This is a genomic window from Cupriavidus pauculus, assembly GCF_008693385.1.
GTDB classification, from domain to species: domain Bacteria; phylum Pseudomonadota; class Gammaproteobacteria; order Burkholderiales; family Burkholderiaceae; genus Cupriavidus; species Cupriavidus pauculus_D.
In genome coordinates this window covers 2,649,493-2,669,364 of the sequence record NZ_CP044065.1, presented here as the reverse complement: position 1 = coordinate 2,669,364, position 19,872 = coordinate 2,649,493, and the positions used below count along the sequence as shown (strand labels likewise).

The following is a 19,872-nucleotide window of genomic DNA, read 5'->3' as shown; positions in this document are numbered from 1 at the left end:
AATCGACCCGTCACGCCGGCAAGCGCCCCCGGGGCGCAAGTCACCGGCCATCCTGTGTCACGCCGCTCCACGATTGCCGCAATCTTTGCGCGGTGAGCGGCTCAAGCGTCATTTCATGTCTTTTTCCGAACTAGGCTTGTCCGACAAGCTTGTACGTGCCGTGGCCGAACAAGGCTACACCACGCCCACCCCGATTCAGGCGCAGGCCATCCCTGCGATTCTCAAGGGAGGCGACCTGCTCGCCGGCGCCCAGACCGGCACCGGCAAGACCGCGGGGTTCACGCTGCCGATGCTGCAGCTGCTCAACGAATCGATCGAGCGCCATCCCACGCCACGCGGCCAGCGTGGTCCGGTGCGCGCGCTCGTGCTGACGCCCACGCGCGAACTCGCGGCCCAGGTCGAAGAGAGCGTGCGCAACTACGGCAAGTACCTGCGGCTGCGCTCGATGGTGATGTTCGGCGGTGTGGGGATCAACCCGCAGATCGATGCGCTCAAGCGCGGCGTCGATATCGTCGTGGCGACGCCGGGGCGTTTGCTCGATCACGTTTCGCAGCGCACGATCGATCTGTCGCAGGTCGAACTGCTGGTGCTCGACGAGGCCGACCGGATGCTCGACATGGGCTTTATCCATGACATCCGCAAGATCCTCAACATCCTGCCGGCCAAGCGCCAGAACCTGCTGTTCTCGGCGACGTTCTCGGACGACATCCGCGCGCTCGCGGACCGTCTGCTGAACAACCCGGCCTCGATCGAGGTCGCGCGCCGCAACACCACGGCCGAGACCGTCGATCAGCGCGTCTACCCGGTGGACCGCGACCGCAAGCGCGAGCTGCTGGCCCATCTGGTGCGCGAGCACGACTGGCACCAGGTGCTCGTGTTCACGCGCACCAAGCATGGCGCCAACCGTCTGGCCGAGCAACTGACCAAGGACGGGCTGTCCGCGCTGGCGATTCACGGCAACAAGAGCCAGTCGGCGCGCACGCGCGCGCTGTCCGAGTTCAAGGCCGGCACGCTGCGCCTGCTTGTCGCGACCGATATCGCCGCGCGCGGCATCGATATCGACCAGCTGCCGCACGTGGTCAACTTCGACCTGCCGAACGTGCCCGAGGACTATGTGCACCGCATCGGCCGGACCGGCCGCGCGGGGGCCGAAGGCGAGGCGATCTCGCTGGTCTGCGTGGACGAGCATGGCCTGCTGCGCGATATCGAGCGGCTGATCAAGCGCCAGCTCGAGCAGACCGTGCTGCCGGGCTTCGAGGTCGATCCGACCATCGCGGCCGAGCCGATCCAGAAGACCCGCCAGGGTCGTGGCGGCAGCGGTGGCGGACAGGGCCGTGGCCAGGGCGCACAGGGTGGCGCACAACGCGCGCAGCAGGGCCAGCGCCGGGAACCCGCCCGTGCGCCGGCCGCGCAAGCCGCGCCCGCTCCGCGCCAGGCGCAGGGCCAGAAGCCCGCGCCGGCCAAGCCCCGCGGACAGCAGGGTGCGCCGGCAGGCGGTCAGCGTGGCGGGCAGCCAGGCACGCACGCAGGGGGTGCGCCCGCGCGCAATGGCGCGCAACCCCGCGGCGGCCAGCCGCAGGGCGGGCAGCGACCCGCACAGCCGCAAGGTTCGCAGCGCCCGGCGCGGTCGCCGGCGCAAGCCCAGCCGCAGTCCCAGTCCCACCCGCAGCCGCAGTCCCAGCAGAAGCGCCGCCCGGCGCCGCAGGCCGCGCTGCTCGGCGGCCAGCGCAAGGGCTGACCGCCATGACCGCTCCGCTCGCGCCGAACGCCGACAGCGACGTACCGTATGCCGGCCTGACGCCCGAGCGGATCCTCGATGCGCTGGAGTCCACGGGACTGCGTTCCGACGGACGCCTGCTGGCGCTCAACAGCTACGAGAATCGCGTGTGGCAGATCGGCATCGAGGATGCCGCGCCCGTTATCGCCAAGTTCTATCGTCCGGGCCGCTGGACCGACGCGGCGATCGTCGAGGAGCACGCATTCGTGCGCGAGCTCGCCGATGCGGAGATTCCCGCGGTGCCGCCGCTCGCGCTGGCCGCCGAGGCGGGCGCCCCGCCTTCCACGCTGCATGTGCATGACGGCTTTCGCTTCGCGGTCTTCCCGCGTTGCGGCGGCCGCGAGCCCGCGCTCGACGTCGCGGAGACGCGCGAATGGCTCGGCCGGTTTATCGGACGCATCCATGCCGTGGGCGCGCGCCAGCCGTTTGCGTCGCGCCCGGCGATCGATATCGAGACTTTCGGTGTGGCGCCGCGCGACTGGCTGCTCGCGCACGACTGCGTGCCGGGGGACCTGCTTGCGCCGTGGCGCGCGGCCGTGGACCTCGCGCTCGACGGTGTGCGCCGCTGCTATGAACGCGCCGGCGATGTGCGCATGCTGCGTCTGCATGGCGATTGCCATCGCGGCAACGTGTTGTGGATCGACGCCGACGATGCGCGCGGCCGTGGCGTGCCGGGGCCTCACTTCGTCGATTTCGACGACAGCCGCATGGGTCCCGCGGTGCAGGACCTCTGGATGCTGCTCGAAGGCGACCGCGCGGCGATGCAGGACCAGCTTGCCGACATCGTCGCGGGCTACGAGGACTTCGCCGAGTTCGAGACCCGCGAACTGTGGCTCGTGGAGGCGTTGCGCACGCTGCGCCTGATCCACTACAGCGCATGGCTCGCGAGCCGCTGGCGCGACCCCGCGTTTCCGGCCGCGTTCCCCTGGTTCGGCACGGCGCGCTACTGGCAGGACCGCATCCTCGAATTGCGCGAGCAGATCGCGCTGATGGACGAACCCCCGCTCTGGGGGTGAGCCCGCGACAGGTTATTTCCTGTCCTTCTCCGCCTTGATCATGATCACGGGGCAACTGGCCTGGGCGAGCACGCGCCCGGCCACCGAGCCGAGCACCGCGTCGAAGAACGTGCCCCGGCCGTGCGTGCCCATCACGATCGCGCTGGCATTCACCGACTTCGCATAGCCAAGGATCTTGTCCGGCGCAAAGCCATGCAACGGGTGGCGTTCGAACGCGATATCGGCCGCGGCGAGGATGTCGCAGACCGATTGCATCGCCTTCTCGCTTTCCTCGCGATGCCAGTCTTCGACCGCCTCCTTGCTGACGAACGCGCGGACCTGGCCGGTGACGTCCGGGGTGACATGCAATACATGCACGGTGTAGCCGGGCTGCAGCAGGTCGCCGCGGGTAAGGAAGCGCGCCGCGGCGTCGCTGAACGGGGAGCCATCGGTGGCAAGCACGATCTGGGTCATGACTGGATCTCCTTGAAGAGTGAGCCCTACGACTAGGGCCAGTGCCCATGTGCATCATGACAGTCGCTAATTTACGATGTCACGATTTGGATCAAACGCATCGCAGATTCGTTCCACATCACCGTTCCGCGAGGGGAGGCATTTCCGATGGATCCATCGCAGCAAGAAAGACCGGCGGGTTTGCGGCCGCTGGAAGGTATCCGGGTCGTCGAGTTCGAAGGCATCGGGCCCGGCCCGTTGTGCGGCGCGATGCTGGCCGGTCTCGGCGCCGACGTGACGCTGGTCACGCGTCCGGTCGCGCCCGAAGCGCGGCGCCTGTTGCTCGATGGTGACATGCCCCCCGAGGTAGCGCTCGATCATGACAAGAATGTCATGTCGCTCGACCTCAAGACGGACGCCGGACGTGCGGCCGCGCTCGATCTCGTGGCGAAGGCCGACGCGTTGATAGAAGGGCTGCGTCCCGGCGCGATGGAGCGCCTGGGCCTCGGTCCCGCGGACTGTCACGCACGCAATGCACGGCTCGTGTACGGGCGCATGACGGGCTGGGGCCAGACGGGGCCGCTCGCGCAGCAGGCGGGTCACGATATCAACTACCTCGCGCTGTCCGGGCTATTGCACGGCGCCGCGGGCGAGGGCGCGCTGCCGAGAACGCCACCGACGGTGATGGGCGATGCGACGGGCGCGCTCGGGCTCGCGTTCGGCATCACGAGTGCGATCCTGCATGCGCGCGCGACGGGGCAGGGCTCTGTCGTCGATGCGGCGATCACCGATATCGTCGCGATGCTCGGCGGGTTGCTGAATGTCGCACGTGCCGCGGGCTCGGTCGATGGTCCTTCGCCGAGTCCGTTTCACGACTCGCCGTTCTACGGTGTCTACCGCTGTGCCGATGGGCGCGCGCTGACCTTCGGCGCGCTCGAGCCGCCGTTCTATCGGCAACTGCTTGCGCGGCTCGGGTTCGACGACGTCGATCCGGCCGCGCAATACGATCGCGCGCAGTGGCCCGCGCTGAAGGCGCGCCTTGCCGCGGCGATTGCCGGGGCGCCGCTCGCATACTGGCGCGAGCGCTTCGAAGGCACCGATGCGTGCTTCGCGCCGGTGCTGACGATCGACGAGGCCGCGCGGCATCCGCACAACGTCGCGCGCGAGACGTACCGCGTCTATGCGCACGCTGGGCGCGAGGTCGTGCAGGCGGCGCCCGCGCCGCGCTTTATCCCGGCGCGTCCCGCGCCGTGATCGATGCCATCGGCATGTCAGTCCGTGCCGATCAGCCGGTGTTTGCGCGCGAACTCGGCAAGGTCGATCATCGATTTCAGGCCGAGCTTGGTCATAATGCTGGTCTTGTGCGAGCTCACCGTCTTGTTGCTGATATGCAGGGTTTCGGCAATCGCCTTGTTGGACTGGCCCCCCGCGAGAAAACGGAGGACGGTCACTTCCCGGCGGCTGAGTTCGGCCATCGGATCGTTCTGGCCGCCGGCCATTCGATGCAGCGACTCCAGCAGTGCCGCGGGGAACACGACGTAGCCGGCCATGACGGCGTCCACGATCTTTCCGAGTTCATCGAGGCCCGAGTCCTTGGCCACCTGGCCGTGCGCGCCCGCCTGAAGCGCGCGCAGTGACGCGCTCGATACCGCCGACAGGACGACGAGGCGGGCCGAAGGGTGGCGTTCCTCGACGGCCTCGATGACCACTTCGCCCGGCACCGAGGGCAGGTCGAGATCGACGATCACGAGGTCTGGCGTCACCTCGCCGATCAGCTGCATGGCGTCGGCGGCGGTCGCGGCTTCGTGGGTCTGGTACCCGAGCTGCTGCGACAATTGCGCGGCGACGGCAACACGGACGGCGGGATGGTCATCAACGATCAAGGCTACGGGCATCGATATGCTCCTCATGTGCAGGTGGTCCGGTGAGCATAGGCTTCGGCGCGCGAATTGCCTCGCCGAAGCGTCTGGAATTGCATGCGGAAGCGTCCGAGAGATCAGGCTGATATTTCCGCAACGCCGTATTGCGCATCCTGCCGCTTGACTTCTGTGCAATTGCACACCAAACTTTCGACCATGAACCGCATTACCGGACCCGATCTCTGCCATTGCCTGGCCGCGCGCCGCGCGGCCCGGTTCACCTCGCGTATCTACGACGGTCATCTTTCCGCCGTGGGGCTGTCCATCTCCCAGTTCTCGATCCTTGCGCTCGTGCAGGCGCAGCCGGGCATCGTGGTGGGCGATCTCGCCGAGCGGATGGTCATGGAGCGCACCACGCTTATGCGCGCGCTCAAGCCGCTGCGGGACGCGGGACTGCTGACGGCCAGCACGGAGGGCGCGCGCGCCGCGTTGTCGTTCACCGTGTCCGCGGCGGGCATGGCCAGGCTGGCCGAAGCCGAGCCGTACTGGCGCGCGGCGCAGGCGGAGTTCGAGACCAAAATGGGACGCAAGGAAGCCGTGGCATTGCGCAGCGACTTGTTGGGAGCGGTGTTCGGTTGAAAACGGTGGCCGCCGCACGCGGCCATTTTCTGGTCACTACATGTGTAATTGCACATATAAAAGGAACGATCATGCGATATCGACTGTTTGGTGAACACACGGGGCTGCGTGTGTCCGAGCTCGTGCTCGGCGCGGCCAACTTCGGCCTCGGCTGGGGGCATGGCGCGGACCTCGATGCATCGCGGGCGATGCTGGACCGTTATGCGGCGGCGGGAGGCAACTTCATCGATAGCGCGGACGTCTATCAGTTCGGCCAGTCGGAAGAGTTTCTGGGTACGCTGCTGCAGGGGCGGCGCGACGACTTCGTGATCGCCACCAAGTACACACAGGCCGCGCGTCCCGAGGCCGGTGTGCTCGCCACCGGCAATAGCCGGCTTGCGATGCGGATGTCCGTCGAGGCGAGCCTCCGCCGTCTGAAGACCGATCGTATCGATCTGTACTGGGTGCATTATGCCGATGGCGTGACGCCGACCGACGAGATCATGCGCGGCCTCGACGACCTCGTCCGCAGCGGCAAGGTGCTGTACATCGGTCTTTCCGATTTCCCGGCATGGCGTGTGGCGCGCGCCGCGACGCTCGCGGAATTGCGCGGGTGGGCGCCGCTGGCCGGGCTGCAGTTCGAGCACAGCCTGGTCGAGCGAACCAGCGAGCATGAACTGATGCCGGCGGGAGAAGCGCTCGGGCTCGGCATGGTCGCGTGGTCGCCGCTCGGTGGCGGCGTGCTGACTGGCAAGTATCGACGCGGCGAGCAGGGCCGCCTCGAGGCGCTCGGCGGTGCCGTGTTCCAGCAGGAGAATTCGGCGCAGCGTACCGCGATCGTGGATACCACGCTGGCCATCGCCGGCGAGCTCGATGTCGCGCCCGCGCAGGTGGCCGTGGCATGGGTGCTCCGGAAGGGCGCGTTGCCGATCATCGGTCCGCGCTCGCTCGCGCACCTCGATGCGTACCTCGGCGCGGCCGACCTCGCGCTGTCGCCGGAGCAGGTGGCCCGGCTGGACGCGGTGAGTCAGGCCCCGGCGATCTTCCCGCGCTCGATGATCGACGCGCCCGCGCTGCGCCAGAGCGCGGCGGGCGGGCAGTTCGATCGCGTGGTGCCGCCGCGTATCGCGGTGGCGTAATTCAGCCGCCAGTCAGCCGCGAGGGTCCAGCACGATCACGCCGCGCGCCTCGCGCCGCTCGAGCATCGCGTGGGCCTCGGCCGCGCGCGAGAGCGGCAGCGTGGCGGCGACGGTCGGCCGGATCATGCCCTGCGCGACGCCGTCGCGCAGGAAATGCAGTCCGCGCTGGATCAGGTCCGGCCGCTGGAAAAACGTGGGCAGATACACCCCGGTGAGCGTCTGGGCCCGGGCCATCAGCCGTCGCGGCGCGAGCGGTGCGCCGGGGCCCTGCGTGGACCCGATGACGATGCATCGCCCGAGCATGCCGAGGCAGTTGAAGTTCTGATCGAAGACTTCGCCGCCGATCGTCTCCAGAATGACATCGACACCCTTGCCCTCGGTGTAGTGGAGCACCGTCTCCGGCCAGCGCGGGTAGTCGTAGCCGATGGCATGGTCCGCGCCGAGGCTGCGCGCGAACGCGCGCTTGTCCTCGCTGCTCGCGGTGCCGATGATCATGCCGGCGCCGAGCATGCGCGCGATCTGCACCGCGAGGCTCCCCACGCCGCCCGCGGCGCCATGGACGAGCACGCTCTCGCCGCGCCGCAGCGTCGTGCAGACACGCAGGGCGAGATACGCGGTGACACCCTGGCACGGCACGCTCGCCATCGCCACGTCGTCCGCATCGTCCGCGAGTTCGACGAGCATGTCGGCGCGCGCGACGGCACGCTGCGCATAGGCGCCCTTGGCCATCAGCGCCATGACCTTGCGGCCCACGAGGTAAGCATGCGCGGCGCTGCCGCTGCGCACGACATGACCGACTACCTGCAGACCGCCGACCTGCGGCAGCGTGACGCCGCCCACGCGCGTATCCGCGCGGTTGTAGACGCCGAGGCGTTCGCGGATATCGGGGAAGTTCACGCCGATCGCGGTCGTGTCGATCAGCACTTCATCGGGACCGGGCGTGGGGTCGGGCAGCTCGACATACTCGAGGACGTCGGGCCCGCCAAAAGTGCGGTACTGGATAGCTTTCATGACAGAAGAGGAGGTTCGCATGCACCCGCCTGCGAGATCGGATGCCGCGCGTTAAGATGTCAATCATCATGAAAAATAGCACCGTGGGTCCGGGCCGGGAACTGCGCCGGACTTCACATCGCTTGTGAGATTTCGCACCAATGTTCGACTGGAATGACATGCGGCACTTCATTGCGCTGGCGGAAGCGGGCACGTTGTCGGGCGCGGCGCGCCGCATGGAGGTGGAGCACGCCACCGTGGCCCGGCGCGTGGCGGCGCTGGAGCAGGCAATCGGCATCGTGCTCGTCAACCGGTCCGCGCGCCGCTGGCATCTGACCGAGGCCGGCCGCGACATCGCGGGGGCGGCCGAGGGCATGCAGACGCAGGCCCATGCGCTCGAGCGCGCGGTGCTCGCGCGCCGGCAGGGACGTTCCGCGCGCGTCACCGTCAGCGCGCCGCCCGCATTCGCAAGCATCTTCCTCGCACCGCGCCTCGCGGTATTCGGCGCACGGCACCCCGAGATCGACCTCACGCTGCACGGCACGCAGGCGCTGGCTTCGCTGCACCGGCAGGAAGCCGATATCGCCATCCGCATCGGCCGGCCGACGGAGCTCGACTATGTGGCCCGCCGCATCGGCCAGATCTCCTACGGCCTGTATGCGGCGCCCGGTTATGCGGCGCTGCCGGCGGATCAGTGGCAGTTCATCGCCTACGACCTGTCGTTCGACCATTTGCCCGAGCAGAAATGGATCTACGAGATGGCCGCGGGCCGGCGCATCGGGTTTCGCAGCAACGACCTGATGAGCCAGCTCGCGGCGGCAAGGGGCGGCATGGGCGTCGCGGCGTTACCGCGCTATCTGGCGGGGATGACGGCGGGCGTCGATGCGGGAGACGGCGTGGCCGCCGTGCCGGGCGAAGCGCGAACGCTTGCGCGCGACTTCTATCTGGTCGTGCACGCCGATATGCGACGGCAGACCGCGATCCGCGCGGTGATGGACTTTATCGCGGACGTGTTCGCGCGAGAGTTTCCGGGTTAGGAAACCCGGCCCAGGGCCCAGCAACGTGCGCAGAGAAACTGATGCGGAAAATGAAAAAGGGGTTAGCTTGCGCTAACCCCTTCTCAAATACTGGTGGCGAATCAGGGACTCGAACCCCGGACCTGCGGATTATGATTCCGTCGCTCTAACCGACTGAGCTAATTCGCCGACGAAGACCGCAATTATACCTACGGTTTTGGGACTGTCAACACCCTTTTCTCAAATCAGTCGTGGGCGTAGATATCGACGTCCTTGGTCTCCCGGATGAACAGCGCGCCGATCACGAACGTCATCGCGGCGATGATGATCGGGTACCAGAGGCCGTAGTAGATGTTGCCGTTCTGGGCCACCAGCGCGAACGAGATCGTCGGCAGCAGGCCGCCGAACCAGCCGTTGCCGATATGGTAGGGCAGCGACATCGACGTGTAGCGGATGCGGGTCGGGAACATTTCCACCAGCATCGCCGCGATCGGGCCGTACACCATCGTCACGTAGATCACCAGGATCACCAGCAGCACGAGCACCATGATCGTGTTCATCTGCGCGGGATCGGCCTTGGTCGGGTAACCGGCGGCGGCCATCGAGTCGGCGACTTCCTTCTTGAACGCGGCGATCTGCTTCTTGCTGGCGTCGTCGAAGCTGTGGCCACCCACGACGCTGGCGTCGAACGCCTTGATCTCCTTGTCGCCGATCTTCACCGTCGCAACCGTGCCGGCCGGGGCCTGCACCACGTCATAGCTGGCCGAGGCTTGCGCCAGCGTACGCTTGACGATATCGCACGAGCTGCGGAAGTCGATCTCGCGGGCGATCGGGCTGCCCTGGAACGAGCAGGTCTTCGGGTCGGCCGACACGACGATCTGCGCGGTCTGCTGCGCGCGCTCGAGTGCCGGGTTGGCGTAGTGCGTCAGGCCCTTGAAGATCGGGAAGTACGTCAGCACGGCCAGCGCGCAGCCCGTCATGATGATCCACTTGCGGCCGATCTTGTCCGACAGCGAGCCGAAGAAGATGAAGAACGGCGTGCCGATGACGAGCGCGCCCGCGATCAGCAGGTTGGCGGTCTTCGCATCGACCTTCAGCACCTGCGTCAGGAAGAACAGCGAGTAGAACTGGCCCGAGTACCAGACCACGGCCTGGCCGGCGGTCAGGCCGATCAGTGCCAGGATCACGATCTTCAGGTTGCGCCACTGGCCGAACGATTCGGTCAGCGGTGCCTTGGAGGTCTTGCCCTCGGCCTTCATGCGCTGGAACGCCGGCGACTCGCTCATCGACAGGCGGATGTACACCGACATGGCCAGCAGCAGGATCGAGAGCAGGAACGGGATACGCCAGCCCCAGACTTCGAAGTTCGGGCCCGTGATCTCGCGGCACAGCAGAATCACGATCAGCGACAGGAACAGGCCCAGCGTCGCCGTGGTCTGGATCCATGCCGTGTACGCGCCGCGCTTGCCGTGCGGCGCATGCTCGGCCACGTACGTGGCGGCACCGCCGTACTCGCCGCCGAGCGCGAGGCCCTGCAGCATGCGGAGCAGGATCAGGATGATCGGCGCGGCCCAGCCGATGGTCGCGTAGCTGGGCAGCAGGCCCACGATGAACGTGGACACGCCCATGATCAGGATGGTGACCAGGAATGTGTACTTGCGGCCGATCATGTCGCCGAGGCGGCCGAATACCAGGGCGCCAAACGGCCGTACGATAAAGCCGGCCGCAAACGCGAGGAGCGCGAAGATGAAGGCGGAAGTCGGATCGAGGCCCGCGAAGAACTGCTTCGCGATGACGGCGGCCAGCGAACCGTACAGATAGAAGTCATACCACTCGAACACCGTGCCGAGCGAGGAGGCCAGAATGACCTTTTTCTCCTCGCGCGTCATCGGCGCGCTGCTTGCGCTGCCCCCCGGCATCGCTACGTTCTGCCCGTTTGCCATGTTGTTGTCTCCTCTACGTTGGGATCTCCGGTCCCCTCCGCCCGGCGCAATGCGCGCGCGTGCGGACTCCCGCACCGAAGTTGAAATCGATTGTGGGAGGCGAAACTTACTGAGTTCTGACAGGAATCGACCGGAATGGTCGGGGTATACGCTAGCGATTCGCCACATTGCGGCGCGCGGCCGGCGCGCTGCGGTGCGGCGTTTCAGAGGGTGCTGGAGGTGGCGTCGGGGCTGCCTGCCGCGCGTGGTATGACGCGTGCCACATCGTGCTATGCAGCATCCCGGGCGGATTTGCCCTGCCCGCCCGCTTCGGGCTCGACGGGGTGCGGATCGGTGCCGCGGGCATCGCCGGGCTCGGCGGTCCGGTCCGCGCGGTTCATGCGCCAGGCGTACAGCGCGGCCATCAGTACGTAAACGATCAGCGCGCCCTGCGCGCCCACCCAAAACGAGAACGGCCAGCCGAAGAAGGCGAAGCGCAGCTCGCGCGCATACCAGGCAACGACGAACGTGACCACGAACCAGATGGCGAGCAGGCTTGCGATCCAGCGCAGGTTGCGGCGCCACGCGCGGCGTTCGGCCGCGGTGGCGGGCGGAAACGCGCGTTTCATGCGATGCCGCCTCCGCCGGGCAGGCCCCCGAAGCCGGCGCCCGCGTCGTGGTCGGCGGGGCGGCGCAGCGTGATGCGGAAGCGCGCGCCCGCGCGGCGCGGTTCGGCCTGCCAGACATGGTCGCCGATCGACACCTCGCCGCCGTGTTGCTGGACGATCTCGCGCACGATCGCCAGGCCCAGCCCGCTGCCTTCGGTGTTCGTGCCCAGCACGCGGTAGAAGCGCTCCATCACGCGTTCCCTTTCGCCCGGTGGAATGCCGGGGCCCGTGTCCTCCACGTCGAGATAGACGAACGGTTCGAACGCATCGGCGCTCACGCGCACCGTGGCATGCCCTTCGGCCGGCGTATAGCGGATGGCGTTGTCGAGCAGGTTGTTGAGCATCTCCGTCAGCATGAGGCGGTTGCCGACGATCATCACGGGGTGATCGTCGGCCTCGAGCCCGAGGTCGATGCGCCGGGCCCATGCCTGCGGCAGCCAGTCCTTGACCACGTCGCGCGCGAGGGAGGCGAGGTCGAGCGGCGCCATGCCGCCGACGCCCGCGAGGTTCTCCATGCGCGCGAGCGACAGCAGCTGCGTGACCAGATGCGCGGTGCGTTCCGAGCTGCCGGCGATCTGCGCGAGCGAGCGGCGCAGTTCCTCGGGCGACTGCTCGCGCTGCGCGAGTTCGGCCTGCATGCGAAGTCCGGCGAGCGGTGTCTTCATCTGATGCGCGGCATCGGCGATAAAGCGCTTCTGCGTCTGCACCGACTGGTCGAGCCGCGCGAGCAGATCGTTGAACGACGCGACGAGCGGGGTGATCTCCTGCGGCGCCGCGCTCTCGTCGATCGGACTCGTGTCGCCGGGGTTGCGCGCGCGAATGCGCTGCTGGATGGCGGTAAGCGGCGCAAGGCCGCGCGTGAGGCCGAACCACACGAGCACCACCGCGAGCGGCAGGATCACGAACTGGGGCAGGATCACGCCCTTGATGATTTCGTTGGCGAGCCGCGCGCGCTTGTCCAGCGTCTCCGCCACCTGCACGAGCACGGGCTGCGTGCCGCTCGCATTCTTGAGGTCGACGTAGGTATAGGCCACGCGCACGTCGTTGCCGCCGACGTGGTCGTCGCGCAGCGAGACGAGTCCCGCATGGGCCTGGTCGTCCTCGGGCGGCAGCGGCAGGTCGTGGTCGCCGGCCACGTACTCGCCGCGCTTGCCGACCACCTGGTAGTAGATGTTGTCGGTCTCGTCGGCGCGCAGGATCTCGCGCGCGGAGAGCGGCAATTGCAGCGTGACGCGGCCATTGACCTCGCGTACCTGCTGCGACAACACGATGGCGCTTGCCTCGAGCGAGCGATCGAAGGGCCCGTTGGCGATCGACTTGGCGACGAGGTACGTCACCGCGATGCTCATCGGCCAGAGCAACAGCAGCGGCGCGAGCATCCAGTCGAGGATCTCGCCGAACAGCGAGCGCGGGGCAGGGTGGGCGGTGCTCTCTTCGAGATGGGGCAGGGCGTCGGCGAGCGCTTCGTCGGTGACGGCCGTATCGACAGCCTCGGCAGCAGTCTCCGCAGCGGTCTCGGCGGCAGGTCGGGACGCGCGTCGCAATGGCAACCACAACAGACTCATCGCGACGGATCTCCGGAGGATGGGTGCCGCGCGCTCAGCCGTGCGCGGCCATCGCGGGCTGGAATTTCTCGAGGCAGTAGCCGAGGCCGCGGACCGTGGCGATGCGGATGCCGCCCACCTCGATCTTCTTGCGCAGCCGGTGCACGTAGACCTCGATCGCGTTGTTGCTCACCTCTTCGCCCCATTCGCACAGATGGTCGACGAGCTGCTCCTTCGATACCAGCCGCCCGCTGCGCGTGAGCAGGATCTCCAGCAGGCCGATCTCGCGCGCGGACAGGTCGAGCAACTGCTCGTTGAGATAGGCGATGCGGCCCACCTGGTCGAATGCGAGCGGACCGTGCCGCATGAGGGTGGCGCCGCCGCCCGCGCCGCGGCGCACGAGCGCACGCACGCGCGCCTCCAGTTCCGAGAGCGCGAACGGCTTGGCCATATAGTCGTCGGCGCCGAGATCGAGGCCCTTGACGCGTTCATCGACGCTGTCCGCCGCGGTCAGGATCAGCACCGGCAGCATGGCCCCGCGCGCGCGCAGGCGCTTGAGCACCTCGAGCCCCGACATCCGGGGCAGGCCCAGATCGAGGATCAGCAGGTCGAAATGCTGGGTGGACAGCGCGGAATCGGCCTCCACGCCATGGCTGACGTGGTCGACGGCATAGCCGGACTGGCGCAGCGACCGGGTCAGGCCGTCTGCCAGAACATCGTCATCTTCGGCGATCAGAATGCGCATGATTTGTCTCCACCCTCGTGCCGGCATGCGGTGGGGCTTGCCAAGCATACTGTTTTTTTATACAGTATCCGACATTCCGCGCGCAGTGCCATTGGTGCGATGCGCAGGGGCCGAATACCGGGGCCGATCCCATCTATATATCGATATCTATCGGGGCGTGCGCCACATTCGGCCTATTTATACACCATTGACTGAAGGACGACCATGGACGACAAGAAGGCGGGCGCCGGCGTGAGCGCGGAGAAGCAAAAGGCGCTTGCTGCCGCGCTTTCGCAGATCGAGAAGCAGTTCGGCAAGGGCTCGATCATGCGGCTCGGCGACGGCGATGTCGAACAGGACATCCAGGTCGTCTCCACCGGCTCGCTGGGTCTGGACATCGCCCTCGGCGTTGGCGGCCTGCCGCGCGGCCGCGTGGTGGAAATCTACGGTCCGGAATCGTCGGGCAAGACCACGCTGACGCTGCAGGCCGTGGCCGAAATGCAGAAGACGGGCGGCACCTGCGCGTTTATCGACGCGGAGCATGCGCTGGACGTCAGCTATGCCAGCAAGCTTGGCGTGAACATCAACGACCTGCTGATCTCGCAGCCGGACACGGGCGAGCAGGCGCTGGAAATCGCCGACGCGCTGGTGCGCTCGGGCTCGATCGACATGATCGTGATCGACTCGGTCGCGGCACTGGTGCCGAAGGCCGAAATCGAAGGCGAAATGGGCGATTCGCTGCCGGGCCTGCAGGCCCGCCTGATGAGCCAGGCGCTGCGCAAGCTGACCGGCACGATCAAGCGCACGAACTGCCTCGTGATCTTCATCAACCAGATCCGTATGAAGATCGGCGTGATGTTCGGCTCGCCGGAAACGACCACGGGCGGTAACGCGCTCAAGTTCTACGCATCGGTGCGTCTCGATATCCGCCGGATCGGCTCGATCAAGAAGGGCGACGACGTGATCGGCAACGAGACCAAGGTCAAGGTCGTGAAGAACAAGGTATCGCCGCCGTTCCGCGAGGCCTTCTTCGATATCCTTTACGGCCAGGGCATTTCGCGTCAGGGCGAGATCATCGACCTCGGCGTGGACGCAAAGATCGTCGAGAAGTCGGGTGCGTGGTACAGCTACAACGGCGAGAAGATCGGCCAGGGCAAGGACAACGCGCGCGAATACCTGCGCGAGAATCCCGATATCGCCGAGGAAATCGAGAACAAGGTGCGCGCCGCGCTGGGTGTGGTGCCGACCAACCCCAACGTCACCAAGGCGGCCGCGACGGCTGACGCCGACAACTGATCGGTCGCAACGACTGACACGCGATTGCCCTCTCCCATGCTGGGGGAGGGCGCTTCATGATTACCCGCCCCCCGCTTTCCCTCAAGGCCCGCGCGATCGGCTATCTGTCGCGGCGCGAGCACAGCCGCGTGGAACTCGCGCGCAAGCTGGCCCCGCATGCCGAATCCCCCGAGGAAGTCGATGCCCTGCTCGACGCCCTCGAGCGCGAGAACTGGCTTTCCAATACCCGCTTTGTCGATAGCCTCGTGCACCGTCGCGCCAGCCGTTATGGCACGGCCCGCGTGCTGCAGGAAGCCAAGACCCACAAGCTCGGCAGCGACCAGCTCCAGGATCTGCAGGAGCGCCTGCGCGAGACCGAACTCGACCGCGCGCGCGAGGTCTGGCGCAAGCGCTTCGGTGAAGCGCCGGATTCCGCCGAAGCGCGTGCGAAGCAGATCCGCTTCATGATGGCGCGCGGCTTCTCGCGGGCCACGATCGGCAAGGTCATTCGCGGCGCGGAAGAGGGCTTCGAGGACCATCCGGACACGGATGACTGACGTCTGATGTGCGGCCGGGAACGCGCATGACGCCGTTGTATACCTGCGCGCACAGCAGGTGTATTCGCCCGCAATTTTGTCGTGGCGCACTGCAGCGCCAAAAACCACACCGACCCGCAAACCGTTGTCACAGTTGGGTTTCACGGCGATGAAGGTGCAACAATCGGCACCGGACAATGCGTTCGGCAGGATGTTCCCGGTGGGAGCGTCGCGGCATGTTAAACTCCTTGGGTTTTTTCGGCCCCCGGCGGCCGCGCGGCTTCAAGCCGCCAGCGCCATGGCCGTCTTGACCCCATAGCGCCGTAACGCCCCGATTCACGATCCTTGCCGGTCCCTGCATCCGTTCGCAGCATGCCCCTCTCCCCGCCCGTCAACCGCGCCCTGCGTCACCGTCGAGCCATCACGGCCGAGGCGTATCTGCGCGAGGATGGCCTGTGGGATATCGAGGCGCGGCTCACGGACACCAAGCCGCGGGACATCCCGCTGGCGGGCGGCGGTGTGCGGCCCGAGGGCGAACCGCTCCACGACCTGTGGCTGCGCGTGACGATCGACCTGCGCATGAACATCGTGGACGCCGAGGCCTGCTCGGACTGGGTGCCGTACCCGACCCACTGCGACACGATCGGGCCCGCTTACCGCAAGCTGATCGGCCTGAACCTGATGCGCGGCTTCCGCAAGTCCGTGCGCGAGCTGCTCGGCAGCGTGGAAGGCTGTACCCATCTGACCGAACTGGCCGGCGTGCTGCCGACCACGGCCATCCAGGCCTTTGCCGGCGACGTCTTCAAGACGCGCGACGACGGCGCGAACGATTCCAACCCCGAACCGCCTTACCAGCTTCACGGCTGCCACGCGCTGCATTTCGAAGGCGAGGTGGTTCGGCAGTTTTACCCGCGCTGGTATGGTTACCAGCCGAAACCCCGGACCTCAGGCTGACCGTCACGGTCGGCCCACAGGCGAGAGCTGTTCGTCTCCCACGAATTTCTCCTTCTTCCCCCTTTTACGCCTACCCGAAAGGAAACACGCATGAATATCCATGAGTATCAAGGCAAGGAAATCCTGCGCAAATACAACGTGCCGGTTCCGCGCGGCATTCCCGCGTTCTCGGTTGACGAAGCCCTGAAGGCTGCTGAGCAGCTGGGCGGCCCGGTGTGGGTCGTCAAGGCGCAGATCCACGCTGGTGGCCGCGGCAAGGGCGGTGGCGTGAAGGTGGCCAAGAGCATCGATGACGTCAAGACCTACGCCAGCAACATCCTCGGCATGCAACTGGTCACGCACCAGACCGGCCCGGAAGGCAAGAAGGTCAACCGCCTGCTGATCGAAGAAGGCGCGGACATCAAGAAGGAACTGTACGTCAGCCTGGTCGTGGACCGCGTGTCGCAGAAGGTTGCGCTGATGGCCTCGAGCGAAGGCGGCATGGACATCGAGGAAGTGGCAGCCCACACCCCCGAGAAGATCCACACGCTGATCGTCGATCCGGCCGAAGGCCTGAAGGATGCCGACGCCGACGACATCGCCCGCAAGATCGGCGTGCCCGACGCGAGCATTCCGCAAGCCCGCCAGGCCCTGCAAGGTCTGTACAAGGCGTTCTGGGAAACCGACGCTTCGCTGGCCGAAATCAACCCGCTGATCCTGACCGGCGACGGCAAGGTGATCGCACTGGACGCCAAGTTCAACTTCGACTCGAACGCGCTGTTCCGTCACCCGGAAATCGTGGCCTACCGCGATCTGGATGAAGAAGACGCCGCCGAAATCGAGGCCTCGAAGTTCGACCTCGCGTACATCTCGCTGGACGGCAACATCGGTTGCCTGGTGAACGGCGCCGGCCTGGCCATGGCCACCATGGACACCATCAAGCTGTTCGGCGGCGAGCCGGCCAACTTCCTCGACGTGGGCGGCGGTGCCACCACCGAGAAGGTGACCGAAGCGTTCAAGCTGATGCTGAAGAACCCGAACCTGAAGGCCATCCTGGTCAACATCTTCGGCGGCATCATGCGTTGCGACGTGATCGCCGAAGGCGTGATCGCTGCCTCGAAGGCCGTGTCGCTGTCCGTGCCGCTGGTGGTCCGCATGAAGGGCACCAACGAAGAGATCGGCAAGAAGATGCTGGCCGACTCGGGTCTGCCCATCATCTCGGCCGACGCGATGGAAGATGCCGCGCAGAAGGTCGTGGCCGCCGCCGCTGGCAAGTAAGCCGGTCCGCCCAACTAGCAAAGGATTACAGCATGTCGATTCTGATCAATAAAGATACCAAGGTCATCACCCAGGGCATCACCGGCAAGACCGGTCAGTTCCACACCCGTGGCTGCCGCGACTACGCGAACGGCAAGAACGCATTCGTGGCCGGCGTGAACCCGAAGAAGGCAGGCGAAGACTTCGAAGGCATTCCTATCTACGCGAGCGTGAAGGATGCCAAGGCGCAGACCGGCGCGACCGTGTCCGTCATCTACGTGCCGCCCGCAGGCGCCGCTGCCGCGATCTGGGAAGCCGTTGACGCCGATCTGGACCTCGTGGTCTGCATCACCGAAGGCATTCCCGTCCGCGACATGATGGAAGTCAAGGACAAGATGCGCAAGCAAGGCAAGAAGACCCTGCTGCTGGGACCGAACTGCCCGGGCCTGATCACGCCGGACGAAATCAAGATCGGCATCATGCCCGGTCACATCCACCGCAAGGGCCGCATCGGCGTGGTGTCGCGCTCGGGCACGCTGACGTACGAAGCCGTGGGCCAGCTGACCGCGCTGGGTCTGGGCCAGTCGTCGGCCGTCGGTATCGGTGGCGATCCGATCAACGGTCTGAAGCACATCGACGTGATGAAGATGTTCAACGACGATCCGGAAACGGACGCCGTGGTGATGATCGGTGAAATCGGTGGTCCGGACGAGGCGAACGCCGCGCAGTGGATCAAGGACAACATGACGAAGCCGGTGGTTGGCTTTATCGCCGGCGTGACGGCGCCTCCGGGCAAGCGCATGGGCCACGCTGGCGCGCTGATCTCGGGCGGTGCCGACACGGCGCAAGCCAAGCTGGAAATCATGGAAGCCTGCGGTATCAAGGTCACCAAGAACCCGTCCGAAATGGGCCGTCTGCTGAAGTCGATCCTGTAATTGCCTTCGGGATCGCGCGTCATGCGGTGATGCCGTTGCCGTGACGTGGGCGGCATGCTCGAGTGTGAGCTGCCGCGCATGCCAGCACGATCGCCGCAGACGTGGTATTTGTTGTCGTCATTGCCCCCGCGCGCGGGGGCAATGTCATTCTGGTGCACCGCATCTCAGGGTATGTCCGGAGGCGTGCATCGCGGGTTTGAAACCGAATCGAAAGGTTCGTACGATAAACCTGCATGTCTGTAGTTTCAGACATCCGAAAGCCCGCAGTCAGCCGTAAAGCGGGCGATGAGTCATTACCGAGAATACGAGGAGCTTTGCCGTGGAATTGTTGTCCAGCAGTGCGTTTTGGATCGCGCTGGGTTCGATCATCCTGACCAATATCGTCCTGTCGGGCGACAACGCGGTCGTGATCGCGCTCGCTTCGCGCAACCTGCCGCCCGCGCAGCAGAAGAAAGCCATTTTCTGGGGCAGTGCCGCCGCCATCATCATGCGCGTGGTGCTGACCGTGGCAGCCGTCAAGCTGCTGACCTTGCCGTACCTGAAGATCGTGGGCGCCATCCTGCTGGTCTACATCGGCGTGCAACTGCTGACCGGTGACGACGACGAGGAAGGCCACGAAGGCAAGGAGAACATCTGGGCCGCCATCCGCACGATTCTGATTGCCGACCTCGTGATGTCGCTGGACAACGTGGTGGCCGTGGCCGCCGCCGCGCAGAAGGGTCCTGAAGGCAGCCAGCTGATGCTGCTGGTGCTGGGCCTGGGTCTGTCGATTCCGCTGATCGTGTTTGGCAGCACCATCCTGCTCAAGGTGATGGAGCGCTTCCCGATCATCATCGTGCTGGGCGCCGCGCTGCTGGGCTACCTCGCCGGCGAAATGCTCGTGAGCGATCCGGTGGATCACCTGTGGTTCGAAGCCAATGTGCCGCACGCCCATCTGGTGTTCGGTATCGCGGGCGCGGCCTTTGTGGTGCTGCTGGGCAAGCTGCTGCAGAAACGCGGCCAGCGTCAGGCGGCCTGACGACGCCAGTCGGTGCGGCGGGTTTGAGCGCTTCAACGGGAGTCTGAAGCGAATTCAGATTCGTCGCATTGCATGATTGCCAAAAGCTCGAAAGGGGCGGTCTTGGGACCGCCTCTTTCCTTTTGTGGATCCGGATTGATGGTGGATTGATGCGGGTACGCAGCGGAGTGCGACAGAGTGTGACCGTTTCATGGCCCTTGCGCTGGGTCAAAC

Annotated in this window: 19 protein-coding genes and 1 tRNA gene; 12 read left to right on the top strand and 8 right to left on the bottom strand. The window is 66.3% G+C overall.

Annotated features, from left to right (window positions below; translation table 11 throughout):
• The first annotated feature begins 115 nt into the window (after window positions 1-115).
• Together FOB72_RS12215 and FOB72_RS12210 are read left to right on the top strand one after the other, a co-directional pair.
• Window positions 116-1,738, top strand: coding sequence for a DEAD/DEAH box helicase (locus FOB72_RS12215; protein ID WP_150372760.1), 1,623 nt, complete (start codon window positions 116-118; stop codon window positions 1,736-1,738).
• Window positions 1,739-1,743: 5 nt separating this feature from the next.
• On the top strand, window positions 1,744-2,793 hold the full coding sequence (locus FOB72_RS12210; RefSeq protein WP_150372759.1) for a serine/threonine protein kinase: 1,050 nt from the start codon (window positions 1,744-1,746) through the stop codon (window positions 2,791-2,793).
• 12 nt (window positions 2,794-2,805) lie between these two features.
• Here the strand turns inward: FOB72_RS12210 and FOB72_RS12205 are convergent, their stop codons facing one another.
• Window positions 2,806-3,246 carry a universal stress protein gene (locus FOB72_RS12205; protein WP_150372758.1) on the bottom strand — a complete coding sequence of 147 codons (441 nt, stop codon included), beginning with the start codon at window positions 3,244-3,246 and terminating at the stop codon, window positions 2,806-2,808.
• 147 nt (window positions 3,247-3,393) lie between these two features.
• On the opposite strand from FOB72_RS12205, the gene FOB72_RS12200 reads away from it, so the two are divergent.
• The gene (locus FOB72_RS12200; RefSeq protein WP_150372757.1) at window positions 3,394-4,479 is read left to right on the top strand and encodes a CaiB/BaiF CoA transferase family protein; all 1,086 of its coding nucleotides are present in this window, start codon (window positions 3,394-3,396) and stop codon (window positions 4,477-4,479) included.
• Window positions 4,480-4,496: 17 nt separating this feature from the next.
• Here the strand turns inward: FOB72_RS12200 and FOB72_RS12195 are convergent, their stop codons facing one another.
• Window positions 4,497-5,120: a response regulator transcription factor gene (locus FOB72_RS12195; protein ID WP_150372756.1), complete on the bottom strand. Its 624-nt coding sequence runs from the start codon at window positions 5,118-5,120 to the stop codon at window positions 4,497-4,499.
• Window positions 5,121-5,300: 180 nt separating this feature from the next.
• Between FOB72_RS12195 and FOB72_RS12190 the strand changes: the two genes are divergently transcribed.
• Both FOB72_RS12190 and FOB72_RS12185 read left to right on the top strand, forming a co-directional pair.
• Window positions 5,301-5,723 (top strand): MarR family winged helix-turn-helix transcriptional regulator, encoded by a 423-nt coding sequence (locus tag FOB72_RS12190; protein ID WP_150372755.1) that lies wholly within the window; start codon window positions 5,301-5,303, stop codon window positions 5,721-5,723.
• Window positions 5,724-5,794: 71 nt separating this feature from the next.
• Window positions 5,795-6,841 (top strand): aldo/keto reductase, encoded by a 1,047-nt coding sequence (locus tag FOB72_RS12185; RefSeq protein ID WP_150372754.1) that lies wholly within the window; start codon window positions 5,795-5,797, stop codon window positions 6,839-6,841.
• A 12-nt stretch (window positions 6,842-6,853) separates the two neighbouring features.
• On the opposite strand, the gene FOB72_RS12180 is transcribed toward FOB72_RS12185, so the two are convergent.
• The gene (locus FOB72_RS12180) at window positions 6,854-7,852 is read right to left on the bottom strand and encodes a zinc-binding alcohol dehydrogenase family protein (RefSeq protein ID WP_150372753.1); all 999 of its coding nucleotides are present in this window, start codon (window positions 7,850-7,852) and stop codon (window positions 6,854-6,856) included.
• A gap of 158 nt (window positions 7,853-8,010) precedes the next feature.
• Here FOB72_RS12180 and FOB72_RS12175 point away from each other — a divergent pair, with 158 nt between their 5' ends.
• Window positions 8,011-8,868: a LysR family transcriptional regulator gene (locus FOB72_RS12175; RefSeq protein WP_191002145.1), complete on the top strand. Its 858-nt coding sequence runs from the start codon at window positions 8,011-8,013 to the stop codon at window positions 8,866-8,868.
• Window positions 8,869-8,959: 91 nt separating this feature from the next.
• Here FOB72_RS12175 and FOB72_RS12170 read toward each other — a convergent pair.
• The 5 genes from FOB72_RS12170 to FOB72_RS12150 form a co-directional block, all read right to left on the bottom strand.
• A tRNA-Met gene (locus tag FOB72_RS12170) sits at window positions 8,960-9,036 on the bottom strand.
• A gap of 56 nt (window positions 9,037-9,092) precedes the next feature.
• Entirely contained in the window at window positions 9,093-10,790 is a 1,698-nt protein-coding gene (locus tag FOB72_RS12165; protein ID WP_150372751.1) for an MFS transporter, read from the bottom strand.
• A gap of 269 nt (window positions 10,791-11,059) precedes the next feature.
• Window positions 11,060-11,398, bottom strand: a complete 339-nt coding sequence (locus FOB72_RS12160) for a DUF4212 domain-containing protein (protein ID WP_223851317.1) — start codon at window positions 11,396-11,398, stop codon at window positions 11,060-11,062.
• A complete protein-coding gene (locus tag FOB72_RS12155; RefSeq protein WP_150372750.1) occupies window positions 11,395-13,002 on the bottom strand; it encodes a sensor histidine kinase in 1,608 nt (535 codons plus the stop codon). The genes FOB72_RS12160 and FOB72_RS12155 overlap by 4 nt, the downstream gene beginning before the upstream one ends.
• Before the next feature lie 34 nt (window positions 13,003-13,036).
• Window positions 13,037-13,726, bottom strand: a complete 690-nt coding sequence (locus tag FOB72_RS12150) for a response regulator transcription factor (RefSeq protein WP_150372749.1) — start codon at window positions 13,724-13,726, stop codon at window positions 13,037-13,039.
• A gap of 204 nt (window positions 13,727-13,930) precedes the next feature.
• Here FOB72_RS12150 and recA point away from each other — a divergent pair, with 204 nt between their 5' ends.
• The 6 genes from recA (at window position 13,931) to FOB72_RS12120 (ending at window position 19,659) form a co-directional block, all read left to right on the top strand.
• A complete protein-coding gene (recA, locus tag FOB72_RS12145) occupies window positions 13,931-15,001 on the top strand; it encodes a recombinase RecA (protein ID WP_150372748.1) in 1,071 nt (356 codons plus the stop codon).
• Window positions 15,002-15,057: 56 nt separating this feature from the next.
• A complete protein-coding gene (gene recX, locus FOB72_RS12140) occupies window positions 15,058-15,537 on the top strand; it encodes a recombination regulator RecX (protein ID WP_150372747.1) in 480 nt (159 codons plus the stop codon).
• Window positions 15,538-15,888: 351 nt separating this feature from the next.
• On the top strand, window positions 15,889-16,470 hold the full coding sequence (locus tag FOB72_RS12135) for a DUF2889 domain-containing protein (RefSeq protein ID WP_150372746.1): 582 nt from the start codon (window positions 15,889-15,891) through the stop codon (window positions 16,468-16,470).
• Between the two features lie 90 nt (window positions 16,471-16,560).
• The gene (gene sucC / locus FOB72_RS12130) at window positions 16,561-17,727 is read left to right on the top strand and encodes an ADP-forming succinate--CoA ligase subunit beta (protein WP_150372745.1); all 1,167 of its coding nucleotides are present in this window, start codon (window positions 16,561-16,563) and stop codon (window positions 17,725-17,727) included.
• A gap of 32 nt (window positions 17,728-17,759) precedes the next feature.
• On the top strand, window positions 17,760-18,641 hold the full coding sequence (sucD, locus tag FOB72_RS12125; protein ID WP_150372744.1) for a succinate--CoA ligase subunit alpha: 882 nt from the start codon (window positions 17,760-17,762) through the stop codon (window positions 18,639-18,641).
• 319 nt (window positions 18,642-18,960) lie between these two features.
• Window positions 18,961-19,659 (top strand): TerC family protein, encoded by a 699-nt coding sequence (locus tag FOB72_RS12120; protein WP_150372743.1) that lies wholly within the window; start codon window positions 18,961-18,963, stop codon window positions 19,657-19,659.
• Window positions 19,660-19,872: the final 213 nt, after the last annotated feature.

What these genes read in the sequence shown, in the direction of transcription:
- FOB72_RS12180 (WP_150372753.1), bottom strand. Translation starts at nt 7,852, where the DNA reads ATGAAAGCTATCCAGTACCGCACTTTTGGCGGGCCCGACGTCCTCGAG.
- sucD (WP_150372744.1), top strand. Translation starts at nt 17,760, where the DNA reads ATGTCGATTCTGATCAATAAAGATACCAAGGTCATCACCCAGGGCATC.
- FOB72_RS12135 (WP_150372746.1), top strand. Translation starts at nt 15,889, where the DNA reads ATGCCCCTCTCCCCGCCCGTCAACCGCGCCCTGCGTCACCGTCGAGCC.
- FOB72_RS12150 (WP_150372749.1), bottom strand. Translation starts at nt 13,726, where the DNA reads ATGCGCATTCTGATCGCCGAAGATGACGATGTTCTGGCAGACGGCCTG.
- FOB72_RS12210 (WP_150372759.1), top strand. Translation starts at nt 1,744, where the DNA reads ATGACCGCTCCGCTCGCGCCGAACGCCGACAGCGACGTACCGTATGCC.
- FOB72_RS12165 (WP_150372751.1), bottom strand. Translation starts at nt 10,790, where the DNA reads ATGGCAAACGGGCAGAACGTAGCGATGCCGGGGGGCAGCGCAAGCAGC.
- FOB72_RS12200 (WP_150372757.1), top strand. Translation starts at nt 3,394, where the DNA reads ATGGATCCATCGCAGCAAGAAAGACCGGCGGGTTTGCGGCCGCTGGAA.
- sucC (WP_150372745.1), top strand. Translation starts at nt 16,561, where the DNA reads ATGAATATCCATGAGTATCAAGGCAAGGAAATCCTGCGCAAATACAAC.
- FOB72_RS12185 (WP_150372754.1), top strand. Translation starts at nt 5,795, where the DNA reads ATGCGATATCGACTGTTTGGTGAACACACGGGGCTGCGTGTGTCCGAG.
- FOB72_RS12195 (WP_150372756.1), bottom strand. Translation starts at nt 5,120, where the DNA reads ATGCCCGTAGCCTTGATCGTTGATGACCATCCCGCCGTCCGTGTTGCC.
- FOB72_RS12175 (WP_191002145.1), top strand. Translation starts at nt 8,011, where the DNA reads ATGCGGCACTTCATTGCGCTGGCGGAAGCGGGCACGTTGTCGGGCGCG.
- FOB72_RS12205 (WP_150372758.1), bottom strand. Translation starts at nt 3,246, where the DNA reads ATGACCCAGATCGTGCTTGCCACCGATGGCTCCCCGTTCAGCGACGCC.
- FOB72_RS12160 (WP_223851317.1), bottom strand. Translation starts at nt 11,398, where the DNA reads ATGAAACGCGCGTTTCCGCCCGCCACCGCGGCCGAACGCCGCGCGTGG.
- FOB72_RS12215 (WP_150372760.1), top strand. Translation starts at nt 116, where the DNA reads ATGTCTTTTTCCGAACTAGGCTTGTCCGACAAGCTTGTACGTGCCGTG.
- recA (WP_150372748.1), top strand. Translation starts at nt 13,931, where the DNA reads ATGGACGACAAGAAGGCGGGCGCCGGCGTGAGCGCGGAGAAGCAAAAG.
- recX (WP_150372747.1), top strand. Translation starts at nt 15,058, where the DNA reads ATGATTACCCGCCCCCCGCTTTCCCTCAAGGCCCGCGCGATCGGCTAT.
- FOB72_RS12190 (WP_150372755.1), top strand. Translation starts at nt 5,301, where the DNA reads ATGAACCGCATTACCGGACCCGATCTCTGCCATTGCCTGGCCGCGCGC.
- FOB72_RS12155 (WP_150372750.1), bottom strand. Translation starts at nt 13,002, where the DNA reads ATGAGTCTGTTGTGGTTGCCATTGCGACGCGCGTCCCGACCTGCCGCC.